Here is a 17,675-nt window from a genome sequence, read left to right as displayed (position 1 = left end):
CTCGCAAATTTTGAATAGCAGTTAAAGAGCAGAGGGTATAAAACTAATATCTTTGCCATCAGAATAAGTGTTTAACCTTTAAGTCAAAGTCAGCATTGTCATTTAAATACTCTACCACTAAACGCCTATGGCATAAATGTGGCTCATGTTCACTACAAAGTAAGCAACCGTGATCTAATACTGACGGATTTACCAAGCGCTCAATATTACGTTTTGCCATCAAGTTCATGAACTGATCTTCATACTTCTCCCAACTCATGTCACCTTTCTTATAAGGGTTGAGGATTTCTTTAGTCGGAGCCAACTCCGGCATATGAACGTACTCTGCGCTACAAAGCTCACGTAAGAAGAACTTCAAATCATCACGCTTCGCAAAACCAGCCAACTGAGAAACATTATTTAGACGTACATCAATAAGTGTTTTTACCTCGGATTGCTTGAGGAATTGAAAAAACGTTTCTGCTTTTTTCTGAGTAAACCCAATTGTGTAAATGTTCATAATACCTCTCAAAAGATTGTAGCTACAAGCTTATAACAGTAGCCTTGATATGGCTCTCCTAAACTAATGCATAGGATTCCAGATGTTGGTAAGTGATTCTCTACAATATCATCAAAGCGAGGATCTGTAGCAGCAAGGTCGTACTCAATGTTCTCATAGGTAAATGAAGCTCTTCTTTTACCATCAGCATTGTGATAAAGCCTGAGATCTTCAACTCGTACTAGATAAAGAGACTGAGAGACATGATAAGTTCGATCTACGATTGAAGCATATTCCACTCGATTACCAGTACCCCAAAGATCTGCGGGTACTTCCACTAAAGTATTCAGTTGCCCAATATCAATTGAGTAATTTTGTATCCAAGCTGTATTATCAATTAAATAGTTCTCTGGTTGATGAGGGAGCGGGGCATGATGTGCTAGTCCTACACGAGCTTTTTGAAGAGGCTTAACATTGAAAGTTCCATGTGGATTTCGGACTCTAGCTTGTTGATGACTAAGCTCACCTCCTTGTAGATTTGAGACTGGTCTAATCCATCTACCCGTATTAACACATTTTCCCGCAACACAATGTTGACGATGCTTTATAGAATTGGCCAGTACCACGATTACAGATTGAGGCATATGTTCTCCTTGCAAAACCAGAATGGTTTAAAAACTAAGCAAACCTCTGTTAGTTAAGGAGTTATATCACCATCATTAATGGCACAACTTGAAAAAGATCAATTATGCATAAGAAACCAAATGCTATGCGCCGGATTTGTATCAACTGAATATTAAAAATACGCCTTTTGAATAAAAAAACGGAGCCAATCGGCTCCGTTTTCAATTTAAATTCTTCCGCCCTACTTCTTCGGCACTTCTAACTGCATCTCTGGTATGGCTTGGCGTTTGGCCTTGAGCTTGCTCCAGATGATCCAGAATAGAATCACCAATATCAGTGCAATCACGTTGCCGATGGCGATGATGATCATGCTACGCTTACGTTCGGCTTCGCGCTCGGCGATGATGCGTTTTTCCATTTCGATGCGGCGTTGCTCGGCAAGCTCTGCTTCTTTAGCAAGACGTGCGGCTTCTAGATCCACTTCGTCGACCACACTGAACGTCTGCTCTTTAATTGGGAACACCAATGAGCGCTTGGTAGACAAGTCGGTAGCAAAGACTTCACCGTGCCATGAATATTTGCCAAGTTCAGAATCGTTATCCATCTTCAATGTGGTTTTAGAACCATCAGCCGACACCTGACCTTGGCTGTAACTGATAAAGCCGTCTGGTGCTTCTTGCTCAACGTTTACGGCAATGGTTCCGGGCGTGATCATGCCTTGCTCACCACTAACCACCAGCTGATGAGGTTGGTCTGCATGACGAGATTGAATGAAGGTACGTGAGATTGGAGATGGGTATACCAGTACCACTTGCTCTTGTGCTCGCAGGAACACGCCGTTGCCAGAAGTAATGCGCGCGCGGTATTTACCCGGTTCGACATCAATTGGTAGTTGAACAGTAAACACACCGTCGCCTGCTTTTTCATCTAGCCCACGGCCATCATCGGCAAATTCGCCAATCACCATTGGTACAGGGCGCGCTTCTTTGATCAGTTCGTCTTCGTTCTCAACAAACTTAGTAAAAGTCACACGCAGGTTTACCCGGTCTAGGAAATCACGCAGTACAAGCGGCTTATCGTCTGAGGTCAAACGTGCGGTAAATTTTAGAGCTTCGCTATTGTAAAGGCGGTTTGGAAACACATCGGTGCTGAGCTTGAGGTGCGAAATCAGACGGATGTTGTTTTTCGGGGTAACTTTGCCGACGGCCTGCCAAGGACCCGGCATGGGTTTATCTATCGAGATGATGTCGAGGGAAGATTCTTGATACCAACGAACGTTGTCGTAGGTGCCCCAAGCGTAATATTTTTTACCATCGGGGCGGACAAGGACGACGGGCTGAGAGCTCTGTTCACGATAAACCAAAAAAGTAATCTGTTCGATGGTGGGATCGACACGAAAGCGGTTATCTAACAAAGACATGGCGGACTCGCTCGCAGCAAACGCGAAACAACTCCAGAACGCTAAAATAGCGACTGACAAAGCCCTCAACATAGTCTCTCCTAATAACTACCAAATACTGTCGTTCACCAGTTCGAGTCTTTTCTGGTGTGCTTCTACTTCATCGGCAGTTGCACGCAAAACCTTTAGCGCTTTTCTTCCTTCAACACGACGAATGCCTTCCGCTTCACCGTCTTTTTTGTTGGCGTTGAATTCTAGACTCGTTTGACCACCCGTCATTAGGAGGTAAACGTCAGCTAGAATCTCCGCATCGAGCAATGCCCCGTGGAGAGTACGGTGTGAGTTATCAATGCCGTAACGTTCACACAAGACGTCGAGGTTGTTTCGCTTGCCCGGGAAGATTTTCTTCGCCATGGCAAGGGTATCGGTCACCTTACAGTAGTCATCCGTCTTACCAATGCTTGGATTGAGCATTTCAAACTCATAGTCCATGAAGCCGGTATCGAAGGGCGCGTTGTGGGCAACCAGCTCGGCACCTTTGATAAAGTCGAGAAACTCTTGGTGTACGGCTGAGTAATCTGGCTTGTCGACCAAGAAGTCATCGGTAATACCGTGGACTTCAATCGCGTCTGGTTGGATTTCACGGTCAGGTTTTAGGTAAACGTGAAAGTGACGACCAGTCAGCTTACGGTTGATGATCTCCACGGCACCAATTTCGATGATGCGGTGACCCATGTAGTGAGGACCACCTTCTAGGTTCATACCCGTGGTTTCGGTATCGAGAACGACAATACGATTATGTTCAGAATTGCTGCTGGTATTCATAAGGTTATGTGTGTCAGACTATGCTTTATTAAATGTTTCGGCTAATAGTACCAAAAATATGACCAAACACGTTGAGATTTTCACAGACGGATCTTGTTTAGGAAATCCAGGCCCTGGCGGTTACGGCATTGTCTTGCGTTATAAGCAAACAGAAAAGACCCTCGCCAAAGGTTACACGCTCACCACAAACAACCGTATGGAAATGTTGGCCGCTGTTGTGGCGTTACAAACGCTAAAAGAGCCGTGCCAAGTGACGTTGACTACCGATAGTCAGTACGTGCGCCAAGGCATTACGCAATGGATCCACAACTGGAAGAAACGCGGTTGGAAAACGTCAGATAAAAAACCTGTGAAAAATGCCGATTTATGGCAGGCATTGGATAAAGAGACTGCTCGCCACCAAGTGGATTGGCGCTGGGTCAAAGGCCACGCGGGTCATCGTGAAAACGAAATGTGTGATGAATTAGCACGCACAGCCGCAGAAAACCCAACCGAAGAAGATACCGGTTACCAAGCGTCTTAGTTTTTACTGCTTGATACCTTTTCTACCGCACTGCCCTCTCTGTTCATCACGCCCAGTGGTGTTAACTTTCTCTTCAAGCGCCAATGTGGCTTGATAGGTTTGAGAGGGTAAGTTCGCTTACGAGCGACGATGTAATACAAACTCCCCGCCGGCGATGCCCAATCCCCCAAGCTGTTTTCCAACCATGTCCACATGGTTTTGTAACGTGTCATCGGAAACAGAGCATAACGCTCGCAATGAATCACCTGATAGTTCAATACACCTAACCAGTCTTTAATCCGGTTCGCGGTGAACATTCGTCCACTCCAAGGCAAATTATTTCTGCGCCAAGGCAACAAACTCGCAAGTCCAGTGAAACTGATGGGGTTGAATCCCGTAATAATAAGATAACCGTCGTCCATCATGACGCGATCGACTTCTCGCAGCAATCGATGGGGATCACTTGCATAGTCAAGCTGATGGGCGAGGACCGCAACATCAAAGCTTTTCTCTAAAAAGGGTAATTCGTAACCATCTGCAATGACATTATGCAACGGGTTCTGGATATCTACGTTGACTTGGTGTTGAATGTTACAACTACAGCTGGTTAGCTCACAGCTCAACCCGCCCAATTTAAGCATGTGGTAACCGAACAATTTCGGACACCACTCGTCGAGTCGGGTTTGGATTGACTCAAGTACCCACGGGCCGTTATTCATTTCTGACCAGGTCGACGGGTGCTGTAAAGTTTTGTTGCTGAGTGCTGGTTTCATTAACCACCTGACTTAAAAGGGTGACGGAGAACGAACGTGTTAGAGATCAAAAGCATACCCGCATTTAATGATAATTACATCTGGCTGATTCAAAATAGCGATAAGCGATGCGCCGTGGTTGATCCGGGCGATGCTAAGCCAGTGTTGGAATATTTGCAGGCTAACGAGTTAACTTTAGAAGCGATCTTAATTACACACCACCACAACGATCACATTGGTGGCGTTCCAGATTTAGTTCATGCGTTTCCTCATGTTGCAGTGGTTGGTCCGAAAGCAGAGCCAATTCCAACCTTAACCAACGCAATGGAAGAAGGCGACAAGCTAGAACTGTTTGGCGAAATCTTCATGGTACTGGGGCTGCCTGGCCACACATTAGGTCACATTGGCTATGTTGGTGACGGTAAGTTGTTCTGTGGTGACGTGCTGTTCTCGGCGGGTTGTGGCCGAATCTTTGAAGGCACACCAGAGCAGATGTTTGAGTCACTAAGCAAAATAATGAAACTGCCGGAAGAGACAGAAGTGTTCTGCGCACATGAATACACGGCAAGTAATGTAGCATTTGCACTGGCGGTTGAGCCGGACAATGAACATTTGCGTCAATACCGTGATGATGTAAACCGTCTACGCGGATTAAATATTCCTACCCTTCCTACGACGTTACGCAAAGAGAAGTTAATTAACCCATTCCTGCGTGCAACGAACGCAGAGGTCATAAAATCTGTAACAAACCGTATCCAAAATAGCGACCCATGCTCGGTTTTTACAGCTTTACGTGAGTGGAAGAACGAATTTTAACCATTTTCTGCTTGTAACTTTGCTAGACGCAAGTATTATCGTGAGCTGATTTTCATAGAAGCGCCTCTGGCGCTTCTATTGCGTTTGGGGCTGATATAAATCTGTTTGTATTTCACCCAAACGCATAAAGTAGCGGCAAAACCGCCTCTACCCTTAGTTAGTGTTACAAGATGTCTATTATCTTGCGACTGCCACGTACTTTGTTGCGCGACAGGCAGGAGAAGATAAACAGGCCCTAAATAGGCTGAAACCATGCGTTTGAAGTACAGTTGGGCGTTGGCGTTACTATTATCTGGCTGTCAATTGACACAGTCAGATTCTGCAAGCACTCCAACACCAGAAACCAATAAGTCAGAACAAGCTGTTAAGCAAAAAACAGCTCAGGCTGACTCCGAGAAAAAGCAATCGATAGCAAAGAAACCTGCTAAAGAGACGCCAAAAGCCCTTTCCCCTCAGGAACAAGACGATGTGTGGCGACGTATCGGCATGCAACTTGAAATGGACATTCCTGACAACAAGAAAGTGGCTTACTACCGCACTTGGTATTTAAAGCATCCTAACCACCTGCGCACAGTATCTGAACGTGCACAGCCGTTTTTGTACATGATTACCACCCGTATCGAAGAACGTGGCCTTCCGATGGAATTGGCGCTGCTACCGATCGTAGAAAGCTCATTTGATGCTTTTGCCTACTCGCACGGCAGTGCAGCAGGTTTGTGGCAGTTCGTTCCAGGCACCGGCAAAATGATGGGTCTAGATCAGAACTACTGGTACGACGGTCGCCGTGATGTTTATGCTTCTACCGATGCAGCACTGGATTACCTAGAGCAGCAAAGCAAGCGTTTTGACGGCAACTGGGATCAAGCGATTGCGGCTTACAACAGTGGTGGTGGCCGTGTATCGAGCGCAATTCGTAAGAACAAAAAGCTAGGCAAACCAACGGACTTCTTCTCTTTGGATCTTCCAAAAGAGACCAGCAGTTACGTTCCTAAACTGCTTGCACTAGCGGACATCATTGCGAACCAAGATAAGTACAGCATCGACATTCCGCCGATCCCGAACAAGCCAGTTCTGACTCAGGTTGATCCAAAAGAACAACTAGACCTAGCAATTGCGGCAGACTACGCCGGAATTGGTGTTAAGGAGCTGCAAGGTTACAACCCAGCATATAACCAATGGTCTACTGCACCTGACGGCCCACACCAACTTCTTATTCCTATCGAGAAAAAGGATCAGTTCCTTGCTCAAGTGAAGAAGAACCGTGGTAAAGGCATGAAGGTCGCACGCTATAAAGTGAAGTCTGGTGACTCTCTCAGCGTATTGGCTCAGAAGTACGGTACGACAACGAAAGTTATCCAACGTGCTAACGGCCTATCGAACAACAATATCCGCGTTGGTCAGTACCTAATGATCCCAACGTCGACAAAAGACGATACAAAGTACGCCTTAACTGCTGAAAATCGCCTGAACAAAACGCAATCTCAATCTCGCGGTCAATTCAAACTGACTCACGTTGTGCAATCAGGCGAGAGCTTGTGGTCAATCGCAAAAGAGAACAAGGTTTCTCATAAGTCTTTGGCAAAATGGAACGGCATGGGACCAAAAGACACCTTGCGCGTTGGCCAAAAACTGGTGATTTGGAAGAACTCTGATAAAGGCGCAGTGATTCGTACCGTGTTCTACAACGTACGTTCTGGCGACACCATCAGTGGTATTGCAACCAAGTTTAAGGTGAAGGGTAACGACATCGTGAAATGGAATTCTCTTCAAAAGCAGAAGTACCTGAAACCAGGTCAGAAGCTTAAGTTGTATGTTGATGTAACTAAGGTAAGTGTATGAACCCGTCGAGTAACCCACTTATCATGTTGTTGGATATCTTCCGATCGCCAACATCTTGCTTCTTAGCGCTGTATCAGCGCGGAGGTTGGGGGTGGCAGCCGTTCATCATTTTGATGCTCAGCCCATTCCTATTCTGGGGCGCTTACTTCTCGAATGTGGATTTTACTTGGTTAAGTGATCAACTGACCGCTCAGTTCCAACAGATCGATCCAAAGCAAATCGAGTTGCTGGAGCCAAACACGCTGATGGCAAGTGCGATCATCAATGACGTATTCAATCGTTTTGCAACACTGTTGCTATTAGCGCTGTGGTTCTTTCTTGCAACCAAAGCAAGTAAACAGCAATACGGTTACTGGAAATGGTTCGCTGCTGCGAGTGCGATTTTATTCCCAGCCGTGTTGGGCGATATTGCAAGCTACGCGAGCTTATTGCTGAAGCATGGTCAGGTGATGACTTACGCTGCCGATTTGAATAGCCTAAACGGGTTGCTAAAGTTACCTTTGACCAGTGATTGGTCACACTTTGCAAGCTCATTACCATTGCTATTGCCATGGTACATCGTGCTTGGCTATGGTGTAGTTTTGACTTGGACAGAGTTCGAACGCGGACAGGCTCTTGTGATTGCGAGCCTGCCTTGGGTTGCGTTTTACGTAATTTGGGCGTTGTACATCGTTATCGCTTGATGGACCAAGGTAATCCGTTAGTCGCTTAACGTAAACGACACCAACAGTGGATTATGATCGGAAGCGTCGCTCTGCGGCGCTTTCGCATTTTTGAGGGTTAACTCGCGATAAAACACATGATCAAGCGGCAAGCCTGTAATGAACTGAGTTCGATTGTCTTGGCTGAACTTTGCTTCTTTTAGATTGGCTTTTTGGAGTGCTTTCTTCATTGCCATCACGCGCTCTTCACTCCAACTATTGAAATCCCCCGCAAACAAAATCGGGCCTTTGTGCTCTTTCAATACCCTTTCTAACGCAGACAATTGCGAAGTGTATTCCTCGGTACCAACGGTAAAGTTGATCGCGTGAATGTTCACCACCGCTAAGGTTTCACCATTGCTAAGCCTGTATTTGCTATACAGTGCCGATTTCGGCAAGCGCAACCACGGTTCTTTCGATGTGTACGCACAAGCGAGAATGGGCTCTTTTTGCGCAATGCTGATCACACCAGCACCACTTCCTAATGCTTTAAACGCACTGACTTGATTACTGACCCAATGCCCTTCCACCAGCCAGCTTTTGAAGTCGTCCGTTAAGCTTGCTTCTTGTAACAAGAGCAACTGTTTATTAACGGAGAATGTATCCAACGCTTGCTTCCAGTTGTCTCGGTTTTGTTTGTAAATGTTCCACACTAAGACATTTAGCTCGCCATCCTTATCTAGCACTTGCGGCTTATCAAACTCCATGCAGCGGATATCTTGCTTAATGTTCGCCCCTGTTTGAGTAATAATTTGTGGTTGCTCTGGCACGGTAAAAATCACCTGAAAGCTCACCACCGCAGTAATAATAAGAAAAACTAACGCAAAAGCTAAACGCGGATACATAGGCTTACCTAAATACAAAAATGGCACGCATAAAATGCGCATAATAAAAAAGGAGCCCCAGTCGGCTCCCTCTTAGCTTACTCAAATTTTCACCATATGCTGTAGTGAAATCTTATATCTATCTGGATAACAGATTAGATCGCATCTTCGTCTTCTTCACCAGTACGGATACGCACTACGCGTTCGACGTCTGTTACGAAGATCTTACCGTCACCGATCTTACCGGTTTGCGCCGTTTCGATGATGGTTTCTACACACTTGTCTGCAACGTCTTCCGTCACTACGATTTCTAGCTTCACTTTAGGAAGGAAATCCACCATGTACTCTGCACCGCGGTACAATTCTGTGTGACCTTTCTGACGACCAAAGCCTTTCACTTCAGAGACGGTCATCCCTGTAATGCCTACTTCAGCCAATGCTTCTCGAACATCATCCAATTTGAATGGCTTGATAATCGCTTCAATCTTTTTCATGTTCATCCCTTAAGCTTCAATCGTTTGCGCATATTATCGGTTAGCGCCTCACAACATTCAATCCTTGTTGTGACCAAGCACCTGAAAATCCTGACATTGGTGGGATTTATTTGCGGGCGAATGTAACAAAGTCGCCATTCTCAATCATGCCACCAATGAAAAAGCCAGAGCATAAGTCTGGCTTGGTATGTGTTTTAGTGAGCGTTAATTTGAGGCTAACGCTTACTTCAAGCTCGCATAGTATGCCGCCAAGTTAGCAATGTCCTCATCAGACAGCAAACTTGCTTGTGCCTGCATCACCGCCGCTAAACCACCAGTGCGCTGGCCTGCTTTGTATGCCTTAATTGAGCTAGCAATGTACTGCTCATTTTGACCTTTTAAGTTTGGGTAGCCAGGAATCACAGCAATTCCATCTGGTCCATGACAAGCAGCACAAACGCCAGCTTTTGCTTGGCCAGCAGCCACATCGCCTGCCGCCATTGCCTGCCCACTTAACATGGCTAGCGCGATTCCTGCGCCCATGATTATTTTCTTCATTGCTTCACCTAATCGATTATTATTTAAAGATATTTTTGTTTTATAACCGATATTGTTGCATGAATTACAACATCTTGCGCCAGATCAGTTCACAGTCTTGACCACTAAAGGCTTGATCAACGAACAGGCCAGCGACGGCAACCACTTTATCTTCATACATTAGAATTGGAATTTGACGACGTTGCCAGCTCGGCACATTGTATTCCTGAAAGAGTTTTTTCAGCTTACGACTGTGGTGACGAGTCGTCGGGTGTGCAGACAAGCCTTCAGGGTTAAATGTAATTCTAAGTCGCTCTGGGTGCGCAGGTAGGGTAATACTTAGCTCACATGACTTGGTACTCAACTCAAGCTCCCCTAACGGCTCAGGAAGCTTTAGAGGCGTATTCAAAGGGCACTCGGCTTGCCACGAGGTCACATCTGAAGTTTCAGTGACCCAGTAGAGTCGATGTTGAAAGCGGCGCACTTCACCTTGCTTGATCTTCAATTTTGGGTTGGCGTCCTGTTGAGCCCGCGCCACTTCATCCCAAATCAGGTTCAACTGCACCTGAGACGGCATATTGGCATTGAGTTTTGCCAGCCACATCCGAATCAAACGTGCGCGCGCCAACTCACTGTGTGCCGTTAAAACGTCAATACTCAAACTCAAATCCGGCTGCATCGCCTGATTGAATGCCGCTTCGAGCAACTCATCTAGCAAGGTCTCTTGCTGGGCACACAAAGTCGCACTGCGTTGCACCGCTTGGTGGATACTCGGCCAACGTTCAGATAGCTCAGGCACAATGCGATGACGGAGGAAGTTACGATCGTAACGAATATCTTGGTTACTTTCGTCTTCTACCCAATCCAGTTTTTGCTCTCTGGCTGCCGCTTCGATTTGCTCTCGCTTAATGGTCAGTAATGGGCGAACTAATGTGCCACCAGCAAACGGCATGCTTTCAGCCATTGATGATAACCCCTTTGGTCCACTGCCCCGTTTAAGTGCTAACAAGAAGGTTTCCACTTGGTCATCGGCATGTTGCCCTGTCAGCAATAAGTCACCCATTTGGATATGCTTTTCTAAGGCTTGGTAACGAGCTTCACGTGCCAGCAACTCAATGCTTTCACCACTATTGATGTCTAAGTTCACGTGCTCAACCGAGCATGAGATTCCCGCTTGCTGTGCCCATTGCTTGCACTTTTGTGCCCAATCATCAGCATTCACACTCAACCCATGATGAACATACACAGCATGACAGTTTATTAGTTGGGAATCTGCAGAGCTACCGTCTGCTGAACGCGCTTGTTGGTAACGACTCAACAGCTCAAGCAACAGACGCGAATCCACCCCACCACTGAACGCCAAAACGATCTTAGTGTTTGGTTGATGATAGCGGTCGAGAACTTGAGCAAAATTTGAGTAAAGCGATTCCATAAGCAATCCGGTAGAAACAAAAAAAGGGCTGGACACATGCCCAACCCTTTCTATTTTATCTGTTATCTCAAGAGAGATCAGCTAGCGCTTAACAGTGACCGTAATTTAGCAGTAACCGTAGTTCATTAGACGCTGGTAACGGCGCTCAAGTAGCGTTTCGTGATCCAGCTGTTCTAGGTCTTCTAGCTGACGAAGCAGATTTGCTTTCATATTCGCCGCCATTTGAACGTGGTCACGATGTGCACCACCTAATGGCTCTTCGATGATTTCGTCGATAAGCTCAAGCTCTTTTAGACGAGGAGCAGTTAGACCCATTGCGTCTGCTGCTTGAGGTGCTTTGTCTGAATCACGCCATAGGATTGAAGCACAACCTTCTGGAGAGATTACTGAGTACGTTGAGTACTGAAGCATGTTCACGTAGTCGCCTACACCAATAGCAAGTGCACCACCTGAACCACCTTCGCCCACCACGTTACAGATTACTGGTACTTTAAGACCAGACATCACTTTTAGGTTTTTTGCGATTGCTTCAGATTGACCGCGCTCTTCCGCGCCAACACCTGGGTATGCGCCAGCTGTGTCGATGAAAGTGATAATAGGCATGTTGAAACGCTCAGCCATTTCCATCAGACGCAGTGCTTTACGGTAACCTTCTGGTTTAGGCATACCAAAGTTACGCTTCACTTTCTCTTTGGTTTCACGACCTTTTTGGTGACCAATGATCATCACTGGACGGCCTTCAAGACGTGCGATACCACCAACAATAGCTTGGTCGTCTGCGAACGCACGGTCACCCGCCAATTCGTCAAACTCTTCAAACGCGTGCTGGATGTAATCCAATGTGTATGGACGTAAAGGGTGACGAGCCAGTTGAGCTGTTTCCCATGCGCCTAGGTTGCTGAAGGTTTTCTTCTTAAGTTCTAGGCTCTTTTTCTCAAGCTGTTCGATTTCTTTATCAAGGTCAACTGCAGAATCACCACCGTGACGAGATACGTCACGTAGCGCTTCAATTTTCGCTTCTAGTTCTGCAATCGGCTTTTCAAATTCAAGAAAGTTTAGGCTCATCTATGAATCCTTTTTGACTCAGCGTCTAACATATTGCGCTGAATTTTTAGTTAAATTCGAGTTCTACTTGGCCTTTGCCAAGTAACTGTTTTAAATCGTCTAGCAATGTATCACTTGGCGTTACTCGCCATTCGGTGCCCAATGTTAACCGCGCTCTGGCGTCGGCACGCTGGTAGTATACATTGACAGGTACGGTTCCGGCTTTGTACGGTTCTAAAATACGCGTAAATTGCTCAAAGAATTTATCGTTAATTTGGCTCGCATCGATGGATACTGACAAACCACGTGCATATTTTTCACGTGCACTACCAAGATCCATGACCTCACGCGCCGACATTTTAAGGCCACCATTGAAGTCATCAAAGCTGACCTGTCCAGAAACGACCAAAATTTTGTCTTTTTCGAGAAGTTCTGCATATCTATCGAGCGCATCCGAGAACAACATCACTTCCATTCGACCACTTCTGTCATCCAAAGTCATCAAACCGATGCGTGTTCCGCGCTTCGTTGTCATCACACGAGCTGCAATAACCAAGCCCGCAACGGTCACAGATTGATCACGTCGAGTTGGTGTCGCATCTTTTAGTCGACAACTAACGTACTTATTTAGTTCCTTTATGTATGCGTTTACTGGGTGGCCTGTCAAATACAAACCTAGCGTCTCACGCTCACCCTCTAACCATACTTTCTCTGGCCACGCCGGAACTTGGGTGTATTTGTGTTCCACTTCTTCCGGAGCATCGGTCAATACGCCGAACATATCAGTCTGACCAAATGCTTCAGCTTGGTGATGTTGGCTGGCCGCTTTGACCGCGTCATTCAACGATGCCATCAACGCCGCACGATGTGGACCAAGTCGGTCAAGTGCGCCCGCGTAAATCAGTTTTTCGATAACGCGTTTGTTGACCTTTTTCAGATCGATGCGCGCACAGAAGTCAAACAGATCAATGAAGTGACCGCCTTTATTCCGCGCTTCTAAAATCGCATCAATTGGGCCTTCACCCACACCTTTAATTGCGCCAATACCGTAAACAATCGCGCCGTTTTCATCCACGTTAAAGCGGTATAAACCGGAGTTAATGTCTGGCGGTAAGACGGTCAGTTTCATGCGGAAACATTCGTCTACAAGGCCAACGACTTTTTCCGTGTTGTCCATATCGGCGGTCATTACCGCTGCCATGAACTCTGCTGGGAAGTGCGTCTTTAGCCATAGCGTTTGGTAAGAAACCAACGCATAAGCTGCCGAGTGCGATTTGTTAAAACCGTAACCTGCAAACTTTTCTACCAAGTCGAAGATTTTCATCGCCAACTCGCCATCGACGCCGTTAGCAATCGCGCCTTCTTCAAAGGTGGCACGCTGCTTCGCCATCTCTTCTGGCTTTTTCTTACCCATCGCACGACGAAGCATGTCCGCACCACCAAGGGTGTAGCCAGACAGTACCTGTGCAATCTGCATTACCTGTTCTTGATACAGGATGATGCCGTAAGTGGGATCCAGAATCTCTTTAAGTGATTCGTGTTGCCACTTTTCATCTGGATAAGAGATCGCTTCTCGGCCGTGTTTACGGTCGATAAAGTTATCTACCATGCCCGACTGTAGCGGACCGGGACGGAAGAGGGCTACCAGTGCGATGATGTCTTCGAAACAATCCGGCTGAAGACGTTTGATCAGTTCTTTCATACCACGCGATTCCAGCTGGAATACCGCAGTAGTTTCTGAGTTTTGTAATAGTCGGAAAGACGCCGGATCCACCAGCGGGATCGATTCAATTTGAACGGATTCTTTACCCTCACGTTCTAAACGTGGGTTAATCAGGCCCAGTGCCCAGTCGATGATGGTTAAGGTACGCAGACCCAAGAAGTCAAACTTAACTAAGCCAGCGGTTTCAACGTCGTTCTTATCGAACTGAGTAACGGGAAAGTGGCCTTCCGCATCAGCATAAATCGGCGCAAAGTCGGTGATCGTGGTAGGTGAAATTACAACACCACCCGCGTGCTTACCGGCATTTCGTGTACAACCCTCTAGGATACGACACTTATCGATCAGCTCTTTGACTTCTTCATCGGCGTCGTAAAGCTCTGGTAGCGCTGGCTCAGCTTTAAACGCTTTCTCTAGCGTCATACCTGGGTCAGGCGGAACCAGTTTCGAGATACGGTCAACGAAACCAAATGGGTGGCCCAATACACGGCCAACGTCGCGGATTACCGCTTTTGCCGCCATGGTACCAAACGTGATGATCTGCGATACCGCATCACGACCGTACATTTCTGCTACGTGGTCAATAACTTGGTCACGTTTGTCCATACAGAAGTCGACGTCGAAATCGGGCATAGAGACACGTTCTGGGTTCAAGAAACGTTCGAAAAGAAGGTCATATTCCAACGGGTCAAGGTCGGTGATCTTCAGTGCGTATGCCACCAAAGAACCAGCACCCGAACCACGACCTGGGCCTACTGGAATCGCATTGTCCTTCGACCACTGGATGAACTCCATTACGATCAAGAAGTAACCCGGGAATCCCATTTGGTTGATTACGTCGAGTTCGATTTGAAGGCGATCGTCGTATTCTGGTCGACGCTCTTTACGCTCGGCTTCGTCTGGGAATAGGAACTCAAGACGTTCTTCCAGGCCTTCACGAGATTTCATCACCAAGAATTCGGTTTCTTCCATCCCTTCGGTTGGGAAGGCTGGCAGGAAATATTCACCGAGACGAACCGTTACATTACAGCGTTTAGCGATTTCGACACTGTTTTCCAGCGCTTCAGGAATGTCGGCAAACAGCTCGCACATTTCCTCTTCCGTACGCAAATACTGCTCTGGACTGTAGTTCTTTGGACGTCGTGGATCCTCTAGGGTGTAACCATCGTGGATCGCAACGCGGATTTCATGAGCATCAAACAAGTCTTCGCTGATGAACACCACTTCGTTAGTTGCAACAACTGGCAGTTCTACCTCTTCTGCCAATTCAATCGCAAAGTGAAGGTAGGTTTCTTCATCTGGGCGACCGGTTCGAACCAATTCTAGATAGAAGCGGTCAGGGAAGTATTGGTTATAAAACTCGACGCAGCTGTCGACAACTTTACGGTTGCCTTTTAGCAATGCCTTACCGATTTCACCGTTCTTCGCACCAGAAAGAATGATAAGTCCTTCTGACAGTTCCGCTAACCATGCTTTATCGATAACAGGCTGATGTTGAACGTGACCACGTAAATACGCTTTGGAAATCAACAATGTTAGGTTTTTATAACCGGTGTTGTCCGCCGCCAATACGGTCAGTTGTGTCAGTTCCTCGCCAAACTCATCGGATTGCATTTTAAAGTCTGCACCAATGATTGGCTTAACACCACTACCGTGAGCTGTGCCGTAATATTTCACCAAACCACATAAGTTGGTGAAATCGGTCAGTGCCATTGCTGGCATGCCGAGTTCGGCGACTTTCTTAACGAGCGGTGGAACTTTGTTGATACCATCCACCATCGAGAAGTCACTATGGACACGAAGGTGAATGAACTTGGGATCTGACATTAACAGGTACCGTAAAACTAAATCTTGTTGGGAATTCTAACCTAAGGGCTGGCTTATAACACCAAGCAGCCGCTAATTATTCTTCAATACCAAGCGCTTTCTTCACTGGCTTGAAGCTCTTGCGATGTTCACTGATCACGCCGTGCTCTTCAATCGCTTCAAAGTGCGCTTTGGTTGGGTAACCTTTGTGCTTTGCAAAACCAAACTGTGGGTATTGCTTGTCCAATTCTTCCATTTCTTGGTCACGAACCACTTTTGCAATGATTGAAGCCGCGCTGATTTCCGCAACTCGCAAATCACCCTTCACCACCGCTTGGGAATCCATTGGCAACTGCGGACAGCGGTTGCCATCGATAAGTGCGAGGTCTGGCTGCACTTTCAAACCGGCAACTGCACGTTGCATGGCAACCATGGTGGCTTGCAATATGTTAAGCTCGTCAATTTCTTCAGGAGAACAGCGACCGACCGCCCAAGCTAAGGCTTTCTCTTTAATTTCGGGCAGAAGTGCGAGACGTTTTTTCTCGCTCAGCTTTTTCGAGTCGTTCAAACCCTCAATTGGGTTATTTGGATCTAAGATAACCGCAGCGGTAACAACGTCGCCGACAAGAGGCCCACGCCCTACTTCATCTACACCCGCAACCAATTGGTAACCTTGTGGGTATTCAAACGGTGGGAGCTCTACTTTCGCTTTGGTCGTTTTTGGTTTTACAGCCATGGTAAATCTCTATTTTTCAATCAGTTTTAGAACCGCATTTGCAGCCTGTTGGTCCGCGTCTTTGCGTATCCAGTGATGCATTTCCGTAAACTTATCCAACATCTGTTGGTTATCGCTCTCTAGTAAGCGAGACACTTCAGTGAATAAGTTTTCTGGAGTGCACTCTTCTTGCAGGTATTCTTTTACTAACTCGCTATCCGACAAAATGTTTGGTAATGACACGTATTTGGTTTTCAGCAGGCGCTTGGCTAAGAAGGCGGTAACCGCGTTAACACGGTACCCTACAACCATTGGTCGTTTTAACAACATACACTCAAGCGCGACCGTACCAGACGCCAACATCACGGCATCAGACGCCGTAATCACATTACGAGCGGTATCGTCTACCAGTTTGAAATCCAACTCTGGCGCATACTCTTTCCACGCTTGCTCGAATTGCTCGCGACGTTTCTGATTTACTAACGCAACAACAAAGCCAAGATCAGGGAACTTCTGATGCAGTTTTTTACAGGTTTCAATAAACGGTTGAGAGAGCATTTTCAACTCACTGCCACGACTCCCCGGAAGCACCGCTAACCATTGTTTATCATGTTTTAAACCTAGTAACTCACGTGCAGGAGCCTTGTCTGAATGCAGAGGAATGGCATCTGCCAATGTGTGACCAATGAATTCACAAGGCACATTGAATTTGTCGTAAAACGCTTTTTCGAAAGGTAAGAAAGCCAATACTAGGTTGGTTGCCGCTTCAATCTTGAAGATACGTTTTTGACGCCAAGCCCAAACAGAAGGGCTCACGTAGTGTACCGTTTTGATTCCTGCGTTTTTTAAATCTAACTCAACACGTAGGTTAAAGTCTGGTGCATCGATCCCTACAAAGACATCCGGCGGATTTGCAGTGAAATACTTAATCAGCTCTGCTTTCACTTTTAATAATCTTGGTAAGCGACCCAGAACTTCAACCAAGCCCATCACAGCCAACTCTTCCATTTCAAACAGTGACTCACAGCCTTGCGCGATCATTTTAGGGCCGCCAATACCGACAAATTCTGCATCTGGGTATTGTTCTTTAACTGCTTTGATGAAGCCTTCGCCAAGAGTATCGCCTGACAGTTCTCCGGCAATGATGCCAATACGTAGTGGTCTTTCCATCTTTCTTTCGCTTTTTCC

At 46.5% G+C, this 17,675-nt stretch carries 17 protein-coding genes; 4 read left to right on the top strand and 13 right to left on the bottom strand.

Going from position 1 to position 17,675, the window contains the following annotated elements; genetic code table 11:
* Positions 1-58 precede the first annotated feature (58 nt).
* From ITG12_RS15285 to dnaQ, 4 genes are all read right to left on the bottom strand, one after another.
* Complete coding sequence (locus ITG12_RS15285; protein WP_248873195.1) at positions 59-499, bottom strand: DUF488 domain-containing protein; 441 nt, start codon at positions 497-499, stop codon at positions 59-61.
* Between the two features lie 8 nt (positions 500-507).
* A complete protein-coding gene (locus tag ITG12_RS15280; protein WP_248873194.1) occupies positions 508-1,122 on the bottom strand; it encodes a hypothetical protein in 615 nt (204 codons plus the stop codon).
* 221 nt (positions 1,123-1,343) lie between these two features.
* Positions 1,344-2,594 carry a TIGR03503 family protein gene (locus ITG12_RS15275; protein WP_248873193.1) on the bottom strand — a complete coding sequence of 417 codons (1,251 nt, stop codon included), beginning with the start codon at positions 2,592-2,594 and terminating at the stop codon, positions 1,344-1,346.
* Positions 2,595-2,609: 15 nt separating this feature from the next.
* Positions 2,610-3,326 carry a DNA polymerase III subunit epsilon gene (dnaQ, locus tag ITG12_RS15270; protein ID WP_038864738.1) on the bottom strand — a complete coding sequence of 239 codons (717 nt, stop codon included), beginning with the start codon at positions 3,324-3,326 and terminating at the stop codon, positions 2,610-2,612.
* Positions 3,327-3,384: 58 nt separating this feature from the next.
* Between dnaQ and rnhA the strand changes: the two genes are divergently transcribed.
* Positions 3,385-3,849: a ribonuclease HI gene (rnhA, locus tag ITG12_RS15265; protein WP_038864736.1), complete on the top strand. Its 465-nt coding sequence runs from the start codon at positions 3,385-3,387 to the stop codon at positions 3,847-3,849.
* On the opposite strand, the gene ITG12_RS15260 is transcribed toward rnhA, so the two are convergent.
* On the bottom strand, positions 3,846-4,601 hold the full coding sequence (locus tag ITG12_RS15260; RefSeq protein WP_038864734.1) for a class I SAM-dependent methyltransferase: 756 nt from the start codon (positions 4,599-4,601) through the stop codon (positions 3,846-3,848). The two genes, rnhA and ITG12_RS15260, sit on opposite strands and share 4 nt — an antisense overlap.
* Positions 4,602-4,637: 36 nt before the next feature.
* Here ITG12_RS15260 and gloB point away from each other — a divergent pair, with 36 nt between their 5' ends.
* From gloB to ITG12_RS15245, 3 genes are all read left to right on the top strand, one after another.
* Complete coding sequence (gene gloB, locus ITG12_RS15255) at positions 4,638-5,396, top strand: hydroxyacylglutathione hydrolase (RefSeq protein ID WP_038864732.1); 759 nt, start codon at positions 4,638-4,640, stop codon at positions 5,394-5,396.
* A gap of 252 nt (positions 5,397-5,648) precedes the next feature.
* A complete protein-coding gene (locus ITG12_RS15250; protein ID WP_248873192.1) occupies positions 5,649-7,235 on the top strand; it encodes a LysM peptidoglycan-binding domain-containing protein in 1,587 nt (528 codons plus the stop codon).
* Complete coding sequence (locus ITG12_RS15245; protein ID WP_038864728.1) at positions 7,232-7,918, top strand: YIP1 family protein; 687 nt, start codon at positions 7,232-7,234, stop codon at positions 7,916-7,918. Before ITG12_RS15250 ends, ITG12_RS15245 begins: the two co-directional genes overlap by 4 nt.
* 17 nt (positions 7,919-7,935) lie before the next feature.
* Here ITG12_RS15245 and ITG12_RS15240 read toward each other — a convergent pair whose 3' ends face one another.
* The 8 genes from ITG12_RS15240 to lpxB all read right to left on the bottom strand — a co-directional run bounded on the left by ITG12_RS15240 (position 7,936) and on the right by lpxB (position 17,657).
* Positions 7,936-8,781: an endonuclease/exonuclease/phosphatase family protein gene (locus ITG12_RS15240; protein WP_248873191.1), complete on the bottom strand. Its 846-nt coding sequence runs from the start codon at positions 8,779-8,781 to the stop codon at positions 7,936-7,938.
* Between the two features lie 134 nt (positions 8,782-8,915).
* A complete protein-coding gene (gene glnB / locus ITG12_RS15235; protein WP_005436810.1) occupies positions 8,916-9,254 on the bottom strand; it encodes a nitrogen regulatory protein P-II in 339 nt (112 codons plus the stop codon).
* Between the two features lie 222 nt (positions 9,255-9,476).
* Entirely contained in the window at positions 9,477-9,791 is a 315-nt protein-coding gene (locus ITG12_RS15230) for a cytochrome c (RefSeq protein WP_038879163.1), read from the bottom strand.
* 64 nt (positions 9,792-9,855) lie between these two features.
* Positions 9,856-11,202: a tRNA lysidine(34) synthetase TilS gene (tilS, locus tag ITG12_RS15225; protein ID WP_248873190.1), complete on the bottom strand. Its 1,347-nt coding sequence runs from the start codon at positions 11,200-11,202 to the stop codon at positions 9,856-9,858.
* Between the two features lie 105 nt (positions 11,203-11,307).
* The gene (accA, locus tag ITG12_RS15220; protein ID WP_038864720.1) at positions 11,308-12,267 is read right to left on the bottom strand and encodes an acetyl-CoA carboxylase carboxyl transferase subunit alpha; all 960 of its coding nucleotides are present in this window, start codon (positions 12,265-12,267) and stop codon (positions 11,308-11,310) included.
* Between the two features lie 46 nt (positions 12,268-12,313).
* Positions 12,314-15,793: a DNA polymerase III subunit alpha gene (gene dnaE / locus ITG12_RS15215; protein WP_038864719.1), complete on the bottom strand. Its 3,480-nt coding sequence runs from the start codon at positions 15,791-15,793 to the stop codon at positions 12,314-12,316.
* 76 nt (positions 15,794-15,869) lie between these two features.
* Positions 15,870-16,508, bottom strand: a complete 639-nt coding sequence (gene rnhB, locus ITG12_RS15210; protein WP_038879157.1) for a ribonuclease HII — start codon at positions 16,506-16,508, stop codon at positions 15,870-15,872.
* Positions 16,509-16,517: 9 nt separating this feature from the next.
* The gene (gene lpxB / locus ITG12_RS15205; protein WP_038864715.1) at positions 16,518-17,657 is read right to left on the bottom strand and encodes a lipid-A-disaccharide synthase; all 1,140 of its coding nucleotides are present in this window, start codon (positions 17,655-17,657) and stop codon (positions 16,518-16,520) included.
* Positions 17,658-17,675: the final 18 nt, after the last annotated feature.

The sequence above is a fragment of the Vibrio sp. ED002 genome, from assembly GCF_023277445.1.
GTDB lineage: Bacteria > Pseudomonadota > Gammaproteobacteria > Enterobacterales > Vibrionaceae > Vibrio > Vibrio jasicida.
This window is presented reverse-complemented; position numbering and strand designations above follow the sequence as displayed.